21 protein-coding genes are annotated in these 15,834 nt (G+C 67.5%); 16 read left to right on the top strand and 5 right to left on the bottom strand.

Going from position 1 to position 15,834, the window contains the following annotated elements:
* Positions 1-31 precede the first annotated feature (31 nt).
* Complete coding sequence (locus ACO056_RS16195) at positions 32-448, top strand: DUF805 domain-containing protein (RefSeq protein ID WP_421848569.1); 417 nt, start codon at positions 32-34, stop codon at positions 446-448.
* A 221-nt stretch (positions 449-669) separates the two neighbouring features.
* On the opposite strand, the gene ACO056_RS16190 is transcribed toward ACO056_RS16195, so the two are convergent.
* Entirely contained in the window at positions 670-3,228 is a 2,559-nt protein-coding gene (locus ACO056_RS16190) for an ABC transporter permease (protein WP_421848567.1), read from the bottom strand.
* A gap of 79 nt (positions 3,229-3,307) precedes the next feature.
* Positions 3,308-3,955: an ABC transporter ATP-binding protein gene (locus tag ACO056_RS16185; protein WP_421848565.1), complete on the bottom strand. Its 648-nt coding sequence runs from the start codon at positions 3,953-3,955 to the stop codon at positions 3,308-3,310.
* A 120-nt stretch (positions 3,956-4,075) separates the two neighbouring features.
* On the opposite strand from ACO056_RS16185, the gene ACO056_RS16180 reads away from it, so the two are divergent.
* Positions 4,076-4,759, top strand: a complete 684-nt coding sequence (locus ACO056_RS16180) for an arylesterase (RefSeq protein WP_421848563.1) — start codon at positions 4,076-4,078, stop codon at positions 4,757-4,759.
* Between the two features lie 184 nt (positions 4,760-4,943).
* The gene (locus ACO056_RS16175; RefSeq protein ID WP_421848561.1) at positions 4,944-5,357 is read left to right on the top strand and encodes a DUF805 domain-containing protein; all 414 of its coding nucleotides are present in this window, start codon (positions 4,944-4,946) and stop codon (positions 5,355-5,357) included.
* 110 nt (positions 5,358-5,467) lie between these two features.
* Here ACO056_RS16175 and recF read toward each other — a convergent pair whose 3' ends face one another.
* A complete protein-coding gene (gene recF / locus ACO056_RS16170) occupies positions 5,468-6,541 on the bottom strand; it encodes a DNA replication/repair protein RecF (RefSeq protein ID WP_421848559.1) in 1,074 nt (357 codons plus the stop codon).
* A 209-nt stretch (positions 6,542-6,750) separates the two neighbouring features.
* On the bottom strand, positions 6,751-7,803 hold the full coding sequence (gene pspF / locus ACO056_RS16165; RefSeq protein WP_421848557.1) for a phage shock protein operon transcriptional activator: 1,053 nt from the start codon (positions 7,801-7,803) through the stop codon (positions 6,751-6,753).
* A gap of 184 nt (positions 7,804-7,987) precedes the next feature.
* Here pspF and ACO056_RS16160 point away from each other — a divergent pair, with 184 nt between their 5' ends.
* The 10 genes from ACO056_RS16160 to ACO056_RS16115 all read left to right on the top strand — a co-directional run bounded on the left by ACO056_RS16160 (position 7,988) and on the right by ACO056_RS16115 (position 11,846).
* Positions 7,988-8,149, top strand: a complete 162-nt coding sequence (locus ACO056_RS16160) for a hypothetical protein (RefSeq protein WP_421848555.1) — start codon at positions 7,988-7,990, stop codon at positions 8,147-8,149.
* Positions 8,149-8,982 carry a phage shock protein PspA gene (gene pspA, locus ACO056_RS16155; RefSeq protein ID WP_421848553.1) on the top strand — a complete coding sequence of 278 codons (834 nt, stop codon included), beginning with the start codon at positions 8,149-8,151 and terminating at the stop codon, positions 8,980-8,982. The genes ACO056_RS16160 and pspA overlap by 1 nt, the downstream gene beginning before the upstream one ends.
* A gap of 3 nt (positions 8,983-8,985) precedes the next feature.
* Positions 8,986-9,294 (top strand): envelope stress response membrane protein PspB, encoded by a 309-nt coding sequence (gene pspB / locus ACO056_RS16150; protein WP_421848551.1) that lies wholly within the window; start codon positions 8,986-8,988, stop codon positions 9,292-9,294.
* Positions 9,291-9,674 carry an envelope stress response membrane protein PspC gene (gene pspC / locus ACO056_RS16145; protein WP_421848549.1) on the top strand — a complete coding sequence of 128 codons (384 nt, stop codon included), beginning with the start codon at positions 9,291-9,293 and terminating at the stop codon, positions 9,672-9,674. The genes pspB and pspC overlap by 4 nt, the downstream gene beginning before the upstream one ends.
* 27 nt (positions 9,675-9,701) lie before the next feature.
* A complete protein-coding gene (locus ACO056_RS16140; RefSeq protein ID WP_421848547.1) occupies positions 9,702-9,968 on the top strand; it encodes a hypothetical protein in 267 nt (88 codons plus the stop codon).
* A complete protein-coding gene (locus tag ACO056_RS16135) occupies positions 9,965-10,249 on the top strand; it encodes a hypothetical protein (protein ID WP_421848545.1) in 285 nt (94 codons plus the stop codon). The genes ACO056_RS16140 and ACO056_RS16135 overlap by 4 nt, the downstream gene beginning before the upstream one ends.
* A 48-nt stretch (positions 10,250-10,297) precedes the next feature.
* The gene (locus ACO056_RS16130; RefSeq protein ID WP_421848543.1) at positions 10,298-10,540 is read left to right on the top strand and encodes a hypothetical protein; all 243 of its coding nucleotides are present in this window, start codon (positions 10,298-10,300) and stop codon (positions 10,538-10,540) included.
* A gap of 66 nt (positions 10,541-10,606) precedes the next feature.
* Positions 10,607-10,831 (top strand): hypothetical protein, encoded by a 225-nt coding sequence (locus tag ACO056_RS16125; protein WP_421848541.1) that lies wholly within the window; start codon positions 10,607-10,609, stop codon positions 10,829-10,831.
* 130 nt (positions 10,832-10,961) lie between these two features.
* Positions 10,962-11,372 (top strand): SufE family protein, encoded by a 411-nt coding sequence (locus ACO056_RS16120; RefSeq protein ID WP_421848539.1) that lies wholly within the window; start codon positions 10,962-10,964, stop codon positions 11,370-11,372.
* 123 nt (positions 11,373-11,495) lie between these two features.
* Positions 11,496-11,846 (top strand): YbaN family protein, encoded by a 351-nt coding sequence (locus ACO056_RS16115; protein ID WP_421848537.1) that lies wholly within the window; start codon positions 11,496-11,498, stop codon positions 11,844-11,846.
* Between the two features lie 78 nt (positions 11,847-11,924).
* On the opposite strand, the gene ACO056_RS16110 is transcribed toward ACO056_RS16115, so the two are convergent.
* A complete protein-coding gene (locus ACO056_RS16110) occupies positions 11,925-12,431 on the bottom strand; it encodes a sterol desaturase family protein (RefSeq protein WP_421848535.1) in 507 nt (168 codons plus the stop codon).
* A 134-nt stretch (positions 12,432-12,565) separates the two neighbouring features.
* On the opposite strand from ACO056_RS16110, the gene leuC reads away from it, so the two are divergent.
* From leuC to ACO056_RS16095, 3 genes are all read left to right on the top strand, one after another.
* Positions 12,566-14,005 carry a 3-isopropylmalate dehydratase large subunit gene (gene leuC / locus ACO056_RS16105; RefSeq protein WP_421848533.1) on the top strand — a complete coding sequence of 480 codons (1,440 nt, stop codon included), beginning with the start codon at positions 12,566-12,568 and terminating at the stop codon, positions 14,003-14,005.
* Positions 14,002-14,571, top strand: a complete 570-nt coding sequence (locus ACO056_RS16100) for a DUF2199 domain-containing protein (protein ID WP_421848531.1) — start codon at positions 14,002-14,004, stop codon at positions 14,569-14,571. Before leuC ends, ACO056_RS16100 begins: the two co-directional genes overlap by 4 nt.
* 371 nt (positions 14,572-14,942) lie before the next feature.
* Positions 14,943-15,815, top strand: a complete 873-nt coding sequence (locus ACO056_RS16095; RefSeq protein WP_421848529.1) for an SDR family NAD(P)-dependent oxidoreductase — start codon at positions 14,943-14,945, stop codon at positions 15,813-15,815.
* The last annotated feature ends 19 nt before the right edge of the window (positions 15,816-15,834 follow it).

The following is a 15,834-nucleotide window of genomic DNA, read 5'->3' as shown; positions in this document are numbered from 1 at the left end:
GCAGCGCCGCCACGGCACGAGGACCACCGCGATGAACTGGATGCTGCTGCCCTACCGCCGCTATGCCGAGTTTTCCGGCCGCTCGCGCCGCCGGGAATACTGGATGTTCGTGCTGTTTTACGTGCTGGTTTTCATGGCGCTCAACCTTCTGTTCGGCACCAATGAGCTTACCCGTACGCCCACCGGCTTCGGCTATGGCAGCCGCCTGGTCGGCGGGGGCGGCATGATCGGCGGCCTGTTCGCTCTCGCCAGCTTCGTCCCCGCGCTGGCGCTTTCGGTGCGCCGCCTCCACGATCAGGACCGCTCCGGCTGGCTCCTCCTCCTCGGCCTGATTCCCTTCTTCGGCGGCTTCGCGCTGCTCGTCCTGATGTGCCTAGATGGCACCCGCGGCCCCAACCAGTACGGCCCCGATCCCAAGGACCCCGGCAACGTGGACGTATTCCGTTAGGGCCACCCTCGTCACCAAATCCTCCTCGTCATTGCGAGGAGCGCAGCGACGAAGCAATCCAGAGCCGATGCGCACGAGGATGTGTTTCGCGCAGAGGCGCAGAGGCGCAGAGTCGGTGGTATCGCGGCGCAGCCGCTTTGTGGTCTTGAAGTAGAATCCAAAGACGGGCCTGCGGCGCACGCAGTTCCTCCGCGCCTCCGCGCCTCCGCGCGAACCCCAAATCAAAGCGCCCGCAGCGCCTCAGCCGGCCTCGTCCGCAGCACCGATAGCGATCCCGCCACTGCCAGCACCATGACGAGCGCCACGCCTCCCGCCAGCACGGCGAACACGCGTCCCCAGTCCGGCGACCAGTCGAACTCGAACAACTTCACCACCACCAGCCACGCCGTCCCGTCGCCCAGCACGAGCGCCACCAGCGCCAGCACCGCGCTCAGCAGCGCATATTCCGCCGCCAGCAGCGCCAGCAGCTGCCCCCGGCTCGCGCCCAGCACGCGCAGGATCACGCTGTCATACTGGCGCGCCGCCCGCGCCGCCGCGATGGCACCGGCCAGCACCGCAAGCCCCGCCAGCACTGCCACGCTCGCCGCCGCAAAGATCGCGGTGCCAACTTGCCCGAGCAGCGTCCGCGCCTGCCCGAGCACTGGCCCCACCTCGATCACCGAGCTTTCCGGCAGCGCCCGCACCAGCCCCGAAAGGATCGCGCGGCGCACGGCTGGCCGCTTCTCCGGCGCCCCCAGCGTGATCGTCGCGGCATAAGTGTGCGGCGCGTCCTCCAGCGCATTGGGGCTGAACACCAGCGCATAGTTGAATCCGAAGGACGACCAGTCGATCCGCCGCAGCGAAGCGACCCGCGCCTCACGTTCGGTGCCGAGCAGACTGATCCGCAGCTTGTCCCCCACTTTCAGCCCGATCGCCCTGGCCTGATCCTCGTCGACCGAAACCAGCGGCTCGCCCGCATAGTCCTTCGGCCACCAGCGCCCGGCGGTCAGCACGTTGCCGGGCGGAATTTCCGCAGCATAGGTCAGCCCCCGGTCGCCTCGCAGCAGCCACGAATCCTCCGGGATCGCCTTCAGCGTGGCGACATCGGTCATCGCCGCCTCGGGCCCATAGGCGATCACCGTCCCGCGCAGCGAAGGCACCATCCGCACCGTCGCATGCGGGGCCGTGCGCGCAACAAGCGCCTTGAACGTTTCCGCCCCGGCACCCCTCGGCACATCGAGCACGAAGTAATCCGGCGCCCGCTCCGGCACGCGCTTGGCGATATTGGCATCGATGCTCGTCTGCACCGCCGCCAGCAGCACGAAGGCCGCCAGCGCAAAGCCCAGCGCCACGACCAGCGCGGAAGTCTGCGACCCCGGGCGGTGAAGGTTGCCCAGCGCCATCCGCAGCAAGGGCCGCTTCGGCCGAGGGAGCCGCGCCGCCAGCCACGAAAGGCCGCGCCCGATCAGCGCCAGCAGCGCAAACACCGCCGCCGCCCCGCCAAGGAACCCCGCCGCCAGCATGGGCTGCGGCGATGTCAGCACCGCCAGCGCGGCAATCCCCGCAAGCCCCGCGCCCACTGGCAAGACCCACAGCGGAATGCGCCACCCGCGCCCGACCGGCGCTACCCGCGCGCGCAGCAAGGCCATCGCAGGCACCCGCCGCGCATCGAGCAGCGGCGGCGCGGCAAATGTCAGCGCGATCAGCAAGCCGTATGCCCCCGCGACGGCAAGCGCGCCCGCGTCCACGGTGAAACCCGGCGGGATCGGCAGCAGCCCTTCCAGCGCCCGCGCCAGCAGCGGCGTGATCGCCACACCCAGCAGCAGCCCCAGCGCGATTGCCGCGCCCGCCGCCGCCGCGATCTGCAGCAGATAGATCCGCACCACATCGCCCGACCCGGCGCCGAGGATCTTCAGCGTCGCAATGCTCGCCCGCCGCGCCTCAAGGTACGAGGATACGCCCCCCGCGATCCCGATGCCCGCAATCCCCAGCGCCGCCAGTGCCACCAGCACCAGAAACTGCCCCATCCGCTCGACAAACCGGTCCAGCCCCGGCGAAGCCTTGTCGCGCGTGCGCACCTGAAAGCCGCTGCTCACAAACCGCGCCTTGAATGCGTCTGCCAGCGCCGCCGGATCGGCCTTCTCCGGCACGCGCAGCCGATACTTCCACCGCGCCATGCTGCCCACTTGCACCAGGCCGGAAGCGCTGAGCGCCTCCTCGCTCACGATCACCGTCGGCCCAAGCGCAAAGCCTTCCGACAAACGGTCCGGCTCGCCCGCGATCACCCCGCCGATGATGAGCTGCGCATTGCCGATCTTCAGCCGGTCGCCCGCTTTCACCCCCAGCCGGTCGCCCACGCCGGGATCGATCCACGCGGTCATCCCCTGCGGCGCACCTACGCGGCGCCCGCCTTCAATGGTGAAAGCACCATAGAGCGGCCACTTCGCATCGACCGCCTTGAGTTCCACCGGCACCGCATCGTCGGCGCTTTCCGCGCGGCGTGCCCCGTTCTGCTGGGCCATCGCCTGCAGCCGCACGCCCTGCGATACCGTGCCAAGCCCGCGCATCGCTGCCAGCTCATCCGCCGCCGCCGCGCGCCCCGCCAGCGTGAATTCCAGATCGCCGCCCAGCATCGATTGCCCGCGCGCGGCCAGCTCGCGCCCGATCCCGCCCGTCAGCGTCCCGATGGCCGAAAGCGCCGCCGTCCCTAGCACGAGGCACACGATCAGCAGCCGAAGCCCGCGAAACCGCCAGTCCAGCCCCCGCCGCGCGAGCCGCCACGCGAGCGCCCAGCGGCTCATGATCCAAGCCCGCCCGCGCTGCCCTTGAAGCCCCTCTCCGTTGGGGAGGGGTCGGGGAGGGGTGCCCACCGCTGCCGGTTCACGCTGCGCCGTCCGAAATGATCTGCCCGTCCTCCAGCCGCACGATCCGCCCGCAGCGCGCGGCGAGCGCTTCGTCATGCGTCACCAGCAGCAGCGTCGCGCCCACCTCTGCCACTTGCGCAAACAGCAGGTCCGCCACCGCCTCGCCATTGGCATGGTCGAGATTGCCCGTCGGCTCGTCCGCAAACACCAGCGCCGGGCGCGGCGCCAGCGCACGGGCAATCGCCACGCGCTGTTGCTCGCCGCCCGAAAGCTGCGCCGGATAATGCCCCATGCGGTGCGCGAGGCCCACGGCCTCCAGCGCCGCGCGCGCCTGCGGAGCCGCCTCGCGCGCGCCCGCCAGTTCCATCGGGGTCGCCACGTTTTCCAGCGCGGTCATCGTCGGCAGCAGGTGAAAGGCCTGCAGCACCACGCCGATCCGCCCCCGCCGCGCTGCGGCCAGTGCATCCTCGGAAAGCCCCATGAAATCCTGGCCCCCCACGCAGAGGCTGCCGCCATCCGCGCGTTCCAGCCCAGCCAGCACCGCCAGCAGCGAGCTCTTGCCCGAACCCGAAGGCCCCAGCAGCGCGACCGTCTCCCCGGCCGAAACCGCAAGGCTCACACCGCGCAGCACATTCACCCGCGCCTCGCCTTGTCCAAGGCTCAACGTCAGATCACGTGCGTCGATCAACGGGGAAGGGGAGGGCGAGCCGGTGGCGGAACTTGTCACATCCCGCTATTGCCACGGATCGGTTGCACCTCGCAACCTAGCCCTTGAGGACTCCCGATGCGCCGCCTCGCCTTGCTTCTTCTCGCTGCTCTCGCCGCCTGCTCGAAACCGGCCCCCGCGCCCGAAGCGCCCACAGCGCGGGCAAGCTCCGCGCCCGCCATTCCCGCCGATGCTTCGGTCATCCTCGCCTTCGGAGACAGCCTCTACGCCGGCTACCGCCTCGCCCCCGGCGAAGGCTATCCGCCCCGCCTCGAAGCCGCCTTGAACGCGAGCGGGGTCAAGGTCCGCGTCGTCAACGCCGGCGTTTCGGGCGATACCACCGCCGCCGCGCGCGAACGGCTCGCCTTCACGCTCGATGGCCAGAAAGTGAAGCCCGCGCTCGTCCTCGTCGGCCTCGGCGGGAATGACATGCTGCGCGGACTTCCCCCCACCGAAACGCGCGCCAATCTCGATGCCATCCTCACCGAGCTCGACAGGCGCCACATCCCCGCCATGCTCACCGGCATGCTCGCCGCGCCCAATCTGGGCAAGGACTACGTCAGCGCCTTCAACCCGATCTACCCCGCGCTCGCCGCCAAACACAAAGCGCCGCTCGTGCCGTTCTTCCTGCAAGCCGTGATCGGCAACGACAAGCTTCTGCTAGACGATCACATCCACCCTACCGCGCAAGGCGTCGACAAGATCGTCGCAGCGACGAAGGACGATGTCGCCAAGGCCCTCAAGGCCGCGACGGCGCGCTAAGGCCCCCCGCCGCCACCCCGTCACGCCCCAGCCGGCAATCCCGCCGTCATTGCGAGCGTAGCTCGCAATGACGATCCCTGGGTTTGGCAGAGCCAAACAGATCCAATCCTCTTGCACCCCTCTCCAATCCATGGCTCATTCCCCTTCGGCGAGCACACCCGCGCGCGCCAAGGGGGACCACGCAATGGAATGGATGCTCATGCCCTATCGGCGTTACGCCGATTTTCAGGGCCGCTCATGCCGCCGCGAATACTGGATGTTCACGCTGCTCTCGGTGATTGTCGCTTTCGGCACGGTCGTTCTCATGGCGAGCGGCGGCGGGCTCAGCGCCAATGGCGAAGCCGCGCCCAGCGTGCTGTTCTGGATCGGCGGCGCCATCCTCGTGATCTGGGGCCTCGGCTCGATCATCCCCTCGATTGCGGTGCAGGTTCGCCGCTTCCACGATCAGGAACGCTCCGGCTGGATGGTCTTGCTCGGCTTCATCCCCTATGTCGGCGGGCTTATCGTGTTCATCTTCATGTGCCTCTCCGGCACTCGCGGCCCCAATCGCTTCGGCCCCGATCCACTCGATCCCTCGAACGTCGATATCTTCAACTAAACACAACTTTCCCCCTACCTTCGTCATTGCGAGCGAAGCGAAGCAATCCAGAGCGTCACGCACCACCGCCCCGGATTGCTTCGCTATGCTCGCGATGACGAAACCTCAGGCTATCCCCGCGCCACCGCCCCATCGGCCACGCGCCACACCGCCGCGTCTGCGCCCAGCGGCTCGAACGGCGCAAGCTCCGTCCCCGTCATCCACACTTGCGCGCCCGCCTCGCCAAGCCGCTCATACAAGGCCGCGCGCCGCACCGGATCGAGGTGCGCGGCGATCTCGTCCAGCAGCAGCACCTGCGGCCGCGCCCCCGCCGTCAACGCCGCATGGGCGAGCACGATCGAAATGAGCATCGCCTTCTGCTCACCGGTCGAACAATCCGCCGCCGGTGCCGCCTTTGCTGCCAGCGTGACGCCCAGATCATCACGGTGCGGCCCCACCAGCGTCCGCCCTGCCGCGCGGTCACGCCGCCGGCCTTCGCGCAGCGCGAGGCGCAGCGCCTCCGCCTCCACCGGCCCGCCTGCCACATAAGCCAGCGCCGGCCGCGCAAACGGCGCTTCGGGCAGGGCTTCCAGCGCCCCCGCCAGCCCCGCGACCAACCCGCTCCGCGCCCGCACCAGTTCCGCGCCCGCTTCGGCAAGGCCCGCCTCGATCCCGTCAAGCCACAGCGGATCGGGCTCCCCCGGCGCTTCGAGCAGCCGATTGCGTTCTCTCAGCGCCGTCTCATAGCGGCTCGCAGCGCGCGCGTGCCCCGGCTCCATCGCCAGCACCAGCCGGTCGAGAAACCGCCGCCGCGCGCTCGCGCCTTCGGCAAAGAGGCGGTCCATCGCGGGCGTCAGCCAGGTGATCGAAAGCCATTCGCCCAGCCGCGCCGCCGGACCTTCGGCGCCATTGATGCGCACAGTTCGCCGGCCCGGCGCGCCGGGCGATGTAGACGTCGCCAGCGCCACTTCGCCGCTTTCCAGCTCTGCCGCCACGGCAAAGCTGCCGTCCCCGCCGCGCCCCGCCATTTCCGCCGGCTGCGCGCGCCTCAGGCCGCGCCCCGGCGAGAGCAGCGAGATCGCCTCCAGCACGTTGGTTTTCCCCGCGCCGTTCTCCCCGATCAGCACATTGAACCGCGCCGTCCCCTCCAGCCGCGTCGCGGCATGGTTGCGAAAATCGCGCAAGGTGAGGCGGGTGAGGGGCATCGCAGGCGGCGTTAGAAGGTTTCGGCAGCGTGCGCAAAACAAGGAAGGGGTTTCGCGCAGAGGCGCAGAGGCGCGGAGGGGTTGCGTCGGGCCGCAGGCCCTTTTTCTGCATCATCGCGGTTAGGGGGACATGGGAATGGAGAGCGGCTTCGCCGCAAGCACTTTCCCTCCGCGCCTCTGCGCCTCTGCGCGAATCAATCTTGCTGCCTTTACGCCACTTCCCCCCGCTCCAGCAGCCCATGCTTCCTCAGGCAATGCCGCAGCTGATCATACGTCAGCCCCAGCGCCTTTGCCGTCTGCCGCTGGTTATAGCGGTTGCGGCCCAGATGGTGTTCCAGGATCGCCCGCTCATGCGCATCGACCGCGCCGCGCAGGTCGGTCACCCCGTCCAGTTCGGGCCGCAGCGCCGCCGGGGCAGGGGCCTCCGCCGCCGCGCCGCCTGCCGCAGGCGCTTGCTTGGCTGGCGCCGGGCTCGCTCCCGAAGGCCGCCACGGGCTTTCGAACGGATCGAACTGGATATGCCCGATGCCGCGGCCCGGATCGTCCCAGCGATAGACCGCGCGCTCCACCACGTTGCGCAGTTCGCGCACGTTGCCCGGCCAGGCGTAGTCCTCCATCGCCCGCGCCACATGCGCGGCAAAGCCGGGCCATGCCGGCCAGCCGAGCTCCGCCGCCATCCGCCGCCCGTAATAATCCGCCAGCACCGCAATATCCCCCTCGCGCACGCGCAGCGGGGGCAGGGTGATCACCTCGAAGCTCAGCCGGTCGAGCAAGTCCGGGCGGAACCGGCCTTCGTCGGCCATTTTCGGCAGGTTCTCGTTGGTCGCCGCCACGATGCGCACATCGACCATGATCGGCTTGTTCGCGCCGATCCGCGCCACTTCGCCATATTCCACCGCGCGCAGCAGCCGCTCCTGCGCGCCCATCGATAGCGTGCCCAGCTCGTCGAGAAACAGCGTGCCGCCATGCGCTTCCTCAAACCGCCCCGCGCGCGCCCGGGTCGCGCCGGTAAACGCGCCCGCCTCGTGGCCGAACAGTTCCGCCTCGATCAGGGTCTCGGGCAGCGCCGCGCAGTTCATCGTCACCAGCGGTTCCTGCCACCGGGTCGAGAGGCGGTGGAGGCGTTCGGCGATCAGTTCCTTGCCGGTTCCGCGCTCGCCGATCACCAGCACCGGGCGGCGCATCGGCGCGGCGCGGCTGGCGCGCTCCACGGCATCGAGGAAGGCGCTGGACTGACCAATGAACTGGACTTCGCGATCCATCCCGCACCTCGCTTCGTGACCTGTCCCAACCTCTAGCAGAATTTCCCAAGTCTAAGCAAGAATCCCCACATGACCGCTGCTGCCGATCCGACAAACCCCAGCAATTCCGCCTCTTCCGCGGTTTGGCACGCCCCATGCAAAGCAAGGATCAATTCCCGCAGAGGGAACCAACAGGAGACTTTCGATGTACAATGCCCGCTTCTTCTCGACCCAGCTCGGCCGCGCGGCGCTGATCAGCATCGCAGCGATGATGGCGCTCAACGTCGCCGTCGCGACCCGCCCCGTTTCGGCTGCCGCTCTCCAGGTCGTCGCTTCCAGCGCCGCGATCACGGGTGAGCTCGCCTGATGGGTGCCGATACGCCTGTGCGGCCTGCTGGCAGCGCCAGAGCCACAGGGCGCTCGCAATCCCGTTTCGAAATCGAGCTCGGTGCGCTACGCCGTCCCGATAGCGAAACCCTGCGGACTTCCGCCTCGTTCACCTCCGGAGCCAACCTGATGGGCATCTTCTCCCGCACCCGCGACATCATCGCCGCCAACTTCAACGACCTGCTCGACAAGGCCGATGACCCCGCCAAGATGATCCGCATGATCATCATGGAGATGGAGGAAACCCTCGTCGAAGTGCGCGCCTCTGCGGCCCGCACCATCGCCGATCAGAAGGAGATGGCCCGCCATGTGGCGAAGCTCGATCGGCTCCAGGCCGATTGGGCGGACAAGGCGCAGCTCGCGCTCTCCAAGGGCCGCGAGGATCTCGCCCGCGCCGCGCTCGTGGAAAAGAACAAGGCGGCCGACATGGGCGCCCAGCTCGCTGGCGAGATCAAGGTGCTTGACGATTCGATGCGCGCTTACGAGATCGACATCGAGAAGCTCCAGACCCGCCTGCGCGAAGCCCGCAGCCGCCAGACCGCGATCGCCGCCCGCCTCGAAAGCGCCGAGAACCGCGTCCGCCTGCGCACGCTGATGACCAGCGAGCGCGTCGACGAAGCCCTCTCGCGGTTCGACCAGCTCGAACGCCGCGTCGATTATGCCGAAGGCCGCGCCGATGCGCTCAGCCTCGCTGATGGCCAGCAGCCCGGCCTCGCGGACGAGATCGCCGCGCTCGCCGGGCAGGACAAGGTCGACGAGGAGCTCGAGGCGATGAAGCGCGCACTCGGTCAGGCCGAGAAGAAGGAGGGCTGATCCATGGAGGACGTTGTGGTTCCCATCGTTGCCATTCTCGGCATCTTCGTGGGCCTGCCCTGGGTCGTGCTCCACTACATCACCCGGTGGAAGACTGCCGCCACGCTCACCTCGGGTGACGAGGCGCTACTCGAGGAGCTCTACCAGCTCGCCCGCCGGCTCGATGAACGCATGGACACCGTCGAGCGCCTCGTGGCGGCCGACAATCCCGAATTCCGTCCTGCGCGCGTCCTTCCGGACCTCGACAGCGACAACCAGAAACTGCGCGAGCTGGACCGCATGCTCGCTGAAAAGAGGGGGACTTCCAAATGAGCAACCAGCTGCCCCAGCGCACCCGCTTCTATCGTGACAAGGTCAACGGCAAGTTCATGGGCGTGTGCTCCGGCATCGCCGATTACACCGGGATCGATGTCCTCTGGGTCCGGATCGCCTTCCTTGTCCTTGCCTTCTCGATGGGCTGGCCCTTCCTGATCTACTTTGCGATTGGCCTGCTTGCCGAAAAGAAGCCGGCCCGGCTTTACGTCGACCGCGAGGAGCAGAAGTTCTGGCAGGGCGTGCGCCAGTCGCCGGCCCGCACCGCACGCGAAGTGCGCTCGAACTTCCGCGATATCGACCGCCGCCTCGCGGAAGTCGAACAGTTCTACGTCTCGGGCAATCCGCGTCTTTCCGCCGAAATCGAAAAGCTGCGTTGATCGCCTGAACCACCAGGGGGAAATCACATGGACAACGGCACACTTGCGCTGATGGTTCCCATCCTTGCCCTGCTGATCCCGGTCCTCGCGATCTGGACCCAGCACCAGCGCAAGATCGAGGAAATCCGCGCCCGCTCGCTTTCCGAAACCAACGCCCAGGCCGCCGCGCGCGCCCAGGCGCTGGAGGAGCGGGTCCGCACGCTCGAAGCCATCGTCACCGACAAGAGCTACGATGTCGCCAGCCAGATCGAAGCGCTGCGCACGTCGGACATTATCAGGAGCACCAAGCAATGACCGCTGCCGATGCCATTGCCTTCGCCGCGCTGATGATCGGTCTCGTCACCATCTTCAACGTGATCGCCGAAATCTACAAGCGCACGCTCGCCCACAAGGAGCGCAAGCTCGAACTCGCCGTCAAGGAAAGCGCCGAACAGGCCGCCAGCTTCGCCGCGCAGGCGCAGAAGCTGGAACAGCGGGTCCGCGTCCTCGAACGCATCGCCACCGATCGTCAGGGCCAGGAGGTCGCCGCGCTTGCCAGCGAGATCGAAGATCTGCGCACCGCCGCTGCCAACTGAAACCCGCCAGCCAACTCTTCCCCTCGAACCCTCCCCAAGGACTGATCCATGAGCTTCTGGAGCGCCATAGTCGCGATCGTTGCCATTCTCGCTTTCGCCAACACGCGCAGCGCCCGCCTGCGCGCCAGGTACCCGCTCGCCGACCTGCACGATGCCCCCGCCGCCAGCCCCGCGCTTGAACGCGAAGTCATCGAACTGAGGAAGCGCGTCGAAGTGCTCGAACGCATCCTCACCGATGGCCGCGATGCCAGCCGCCTCGCGCAGGATATCGAAGCCTTGCGCGAACATTGATCTTGAGCCCTCTCCCCTGCAGGGGAGAGGGTTGGGAGAGGGGAAACCCCCAAAAGGAGAGCCGCCATGCCTTTCACCACTGCCGCCGTGCTCGCCGCTGCCGCGCTGGTGGCCATCGCGATCCTCGCCCGCACCGCGCTCACCGCGTGGAACGGCTGGCTCGATCTCAAGCGCGCCGAAATCGCGCGCCCCACCGATGGCTCGCCCCACGCACTCGGCATGATCGACCTCAGCGATCTCAAGGAACGCCTGCGCAAACTCGAAGCCATCGCGGCGGGCGTCGATCTCTGACCATCAAGGTCCTCCCCATTTTTGCGCAGCACAAATGGGGAGGTGGCCCGCCGCAGGCGGGTCGGAGGGGTATTTTCCTTCCCCACCGTCCCGCTTGCCCCGCCTGCACGATCCGCTATGTCCGCCCGCCATGAGCCAGCTCGACGACATCCTTGAAGAGTACGAATTCCTTGACGCGGACGAACGCTATCGTCTGCTGATCGATCTCGGCCGCAAGCTCGAACCCATGCCCGAAGCGCTGAAGACCGACGCCACGCTCGTGCGCGGCTGCTCCGCCAGCGTCTGGGTCTATCCGGTGGCGGGCACCGGCGATGCGCTGCATTTTCTCGCAGACAGCAACGCCGCGATCACCAAGGGCATCGTCGCGCTCGTCCTCGCCGCGGTGCAGGACCAGCCGGCAAAGCAGGTCGCCGAAACCGACATCGCCGCGCTGCTTGCGCCGTTCGACTTGAAGAACCAGCTTTCGTCGAACCGCACGCAAGGCGTCCCCAACATGATCGCCCTCGTACGCGAACACGCCGCGCGGATCGCGGCAGCTTGATGGTGCCTCCCCCCAACCCCCGCTTATGCTGAGCTTGTCGAAGCACTGTTCTTCTTGCGGCTGCAGCGCCGCGTCGCCACATGGGCGGCACGTGAGCGCAATGGCACAAAGCGGACTCGCAACATGAAGCGCCACCTCTGGACCGGCGCCGGCCTCATGTTCGTCGGCATCGGCGCGGTCGGCGCGGTGCTCCCGCTGCTGCCCACCGTGCCGTTCCTGCTCCTCGCGCTATTCTGCTTCGCGCGAGGCAATCCCGCGTGGGAGCAGCGCCTGCTCGATCACCCCACCTACGGCCCACTGCTGCGCGATTGGCGCACCCGCCGCGCCATCCCCCGCCGCGCCAAATGGGCCGCGCTCATCGCGATGGGGATCTCGGTCGCGGTCACCGCCTTCACCGCCGGATGGCCCTGGCTCCTGATCCCCGCCGCCGTCATGGCCCTCTCCGGCACCTGGATCTGGACCCGCAACGAGTAGGCATGAAAAAGCCCTCTCCCCTTCAGGGGAGAGGGTTGGGTGAGGGGGCGGCACAACGCAGCACCGCCTTTGCGTCCCTCAGTCCACCGCGTCCCGCACCACCGCAATCCCCGCCGCGCGCTGCCGTCGCAGTTCCTGCTTCAGCTTGGCCGGATCGAGCGCGATGATGAAGCCGAAGCTCACCCCGCCTTCCTTGCCGATCGTCGCGTGGTGCAGCTTGTGCGCCTGCACCAGCCGCTTCGCATATCCCTTGCGCGGCACAAACTTGAACCAGCGCTGGTGGATCAGCCCGTCGTGGATCAGCGTATAGATGATGCCGTAGATCAGCACGCCCACGCCGATCCACGTCGCCGGCCACCACGCATAGGCGCCCACGATCAGCGGGCTGCCGATCATGAACCCGCTGATCGAGATCGCCGCGCCGACCACCGCATAAAGGTCGTTGCGCTCGAAAAAGCCGTCGTGCGGCTCGTGATGGTCGCGGTGCCACGCCCAGCCGAAGCCGTGCATCACATACTTGTGGCTGCTCCAGGCAACGAACTCCATCGCCCACACGGTCGCGAACACGATCAGGAATTGAATCATGCCGCTGCCCTTACACCACGCCGCGCCGGGTTCCCAGCCATCCTCTCGGGCATACCCCAAGAGAGTAACATAATTGCGCGAGGAGGGCCCGCCGCGCCTTGAAATGTCCGCGCGCCGGGTCTAGCGCGCAGGGCATGACCAGCACCTCTGCACCCCGTACGCTCTATGAAAAGATCTGGGCCGCCCACGTCGTGGAAGATCGCGATGATGGCACCAGCCTCGTCTACATCGATCGCCACCTCGTCCATGAGGTGACGAGCCCGCAGGCGTTCGAGGCGCTGCGCCTTACCGGCCGCACGGTGCGCCGTCCCGATCTCACGCTCGCGGTGCCCGATCACAACCTGCCGACCACCGCCCGCCGCGATGCCCAGGGCAACCACGTGCCGATTGCGGACCACGAAAGCGCCGCGCAGCTCGAAGCGCTCGAAGCCAATGCGCCCGCATTCGGCATCCGCTATATCGGCGATGCCGATGTGGAGCAGGGCATCGTCCACGTCGTCGGGCCGGAGCAGGGCTTCTCGCTCCCCGGCGCCACCATCGTCTGCGGCGATAGCCACACCGCCTGCCACGGCGGCCTTGGCGCGCTCGCCTTCGGGATCGGCACGAGCGAGGTCGAGCATGTGCTCGCCACGCAGACCCTGCTGCTCAAGCGCTCGAAGACAATGGAAGTCCGCGTCGAAGGCACGCTGCTCCCCGGCGTCACCGCCAAGGACGTCGTCCTCCACATCACCGGCGTGCTCGGCGCGGCGGGCGGCACCGGCCATGTCATTGAATATACCGGGCAGGTCATCCGCGACCTCAGCATCGAAGGCCGCCTCACCGTCTCCAACATGGCGATCGAACACGGCGCCCGCGCCGGCCTGATCGCGCCGGACGAGAAGACTTTCGCCTACCTCAAGGGCCGCCCCTACGCGCCCAAGGGCGAAGATTGGGACAAGGCCGTCACCTGGTGGCGCAGCCTCGCCACCGATGCGGGCGCCAAGTACGACAAGACGGTCGTCATCCAGGCCGCAGACATCGCTCCCAGCGTCACCTGGGGCACCAGCCCGGAGGACGTCCTCCCGATCACCGGCGTGGTCCCCGCGCCCGAAAGCTTCGCCGATCCGTCCAAGCAGGCCGCCGCCCGCGCCAGCCTCGATTACATGGGGCTTGAGCCCGGCCAGCCGCTCACTTCGGTCGAGATCCAGAACGTCTTCATCGGCTCCTGCACCAACAGCCGCATCGAAGACCTGCGCGCCGCCGCCGCCGTGCTCAAGGGCCGCAAGAAGGCCGCGAACGTCACCTGGGCCATCGTCGTCCCCGGCTCGGGCCTCGTGAAGCGCCAGGCAGAGGAAGAGGGCCTCGACAAGGTGTTCCTCGAAGCCGGCCTCGAATGGCGCGAACCCGGCTGCTCGGCCTGCCTCGGCATGAACCCGGACAAGGTCCCCCCCGGCGAACGCTGCGCCTCGACCTCGAACCGCAACTTCGTCGGCCGCCAGGGCCCCGGCGCCCGCACGCACCTCGTCAGCCCCGCCATGGCGGCGGCTGCGGCGGTGACGGGCCGGCTGACGGACGTGCGCGAATTGGTTGCATGAACTGGTTTCGCAAGAAGCGTCCCACCGACGCACTTGCGATCCTGCAGGGTGCCGAATGGAAATGCGCCGGGTGTGACAATGTCCACCAGGGCATGTTCGATATTGCTGCATTCGCGCCAGACCCATGGCCAGGTCCGGAAAGGTACGAATCCAATTCAGCCCTCAGGCTTGATGGCGATTTCCTTTCTGAGGATTTCTGCGTTCTGGGCGGGCGCCATTTTCTGGTCCGCTGCGTGCTCGAAATCCCTGTCACAGGGCTGGACCGGTCGTTCGGTCTAGGATGCTGGGGCACCCTCTCGAAAGAGAATTTCGACCTCTACGTCTCGCGGTTTGACGATGCCGACTATGCCGGTCTGGGGCCATGGACTAGCTGGCTCTGCAACGATCTGATGCAACTGGTTGGCAGCGAACCGATTGGCTGCCACATGTTTCCGCAACTGGATCGCCAGCGCCCGGTCTTGCGGGTACACGACGACGAGCATCCTATTGCACTGATGCAGGATCAGGGCATTGCGCCTGAGGATGTGCTCGGCATTTATGCCATGTACGGGCATCCGGTCTCGTAGGGCTGTTACTCGACCTGAGTTGACTAGATTCACGTGAAGTCCCACTCATTGCGCATGACTATGAGAACGCGCCATTCAAGTCGCTCCACTGTTGAAACGGTAGAGGGCAGTCAGGTCGTCTCTATCCCCGCAAAGCTCGCATTTCCTGCTAATGTCTCGAAAGTCGTGGTCCGGAAGCAGGGTGGTTCCCTTGTCTTCACGCCCGTCGACCTGTTTTGGGATGAGTTTTTCGCGCAGCCCGGAAGTGCCATTGAAGAGCCAAGTGATCTTCCTGCGCCCCCAGCCGCCTCGTGGTACGATTGAGCTTGAAGCCGGGCATGGCGAGTTATATGAGTTGCTAACTGCAACTTAAATTGTAATCGGACATCCCCATGCGCATCGTGATGACCGGCGCCACCGCCGGCTTCGGCCTCTATGCTGCCGAGCGCCTTCTCGATGCAGGCGCCACGCTCACCATCGGCGCCCGCAACCCCGCCGCGCTGCCGCCTGCGCTGGCAGGCCGCGTCACCGCGCTGCCGCTCGATCTCGATGCGCTCGCCAATGTCCGCACCTTCGCCGCCGCGCTGGGGGAGGGGCCGATCGACGTCCTCATCCTCAACGCCGGGCTCCAGCTCGCCAAGCCCGCCGTCAGCGCCGATGGCTTCGAGCGCACTTTCGCGGTCAATCACCTCGCGCACTATCTGCTGCTGCGCCTGCTCGCCCCGCGCCTCGCCACCGGCGCGCGGGTGATCCTCACCGGCAGCGGCACGCATGATCCGGTGGAGAAGACCCCGGTCACCCCGCCCGTCCACGCCGATGCCGCGCGCCTCGCCCACCCCGAAACCGATCCCACCGCGGAGAAGGGCGTGCGGCAAGCCTGCTTCCGCGCCTACAGCACCTCCAAGCTCTGCAATATCATGACCGCGCGCGAGGCCCCGCGCCACTTGCCCGGCATCGATTTTCTGTCGTTCGATCCGGGCTATGTCCCCTACACCGGCCTCGGGCGCGATAATGGCCGCGTGATCGCCGCGCTGGTCAGCCTGATCCTCCCGCGCCTGATGAAGCGCGATCGCACCAGCACGATCCCCCGCTCGGGCCAGTTCCTCGCCGATCTCGCCATCGATCCGCGCTACGCCGGCGCGCGGGGCGATTACTGGTCGGTGCGCAGCCCCTCGCTGGAGCGCATCGAACCCTCGACTCTGGCCCGCGATGATGATGCCTGCGCCCGCCTGTGGCAGGACAGCGCTCGCCTCGTCGGACTATGATGTCGCCCCGCCGCGCCAC

The sequence above is a fragment of the Novosphingobium sp. genome (assembly GCF_965228995.1).
Lineage (GTDB): Bacteria > Pseudomonadota > Alphaproteobacteria > Sphingomonadales > Sphingomonadaceae > Novosphingobium.
Note: the sequence above shows the minus strand (reverse complement) of the source record. Positions and strands in the feature narration are given on the sequence as shown.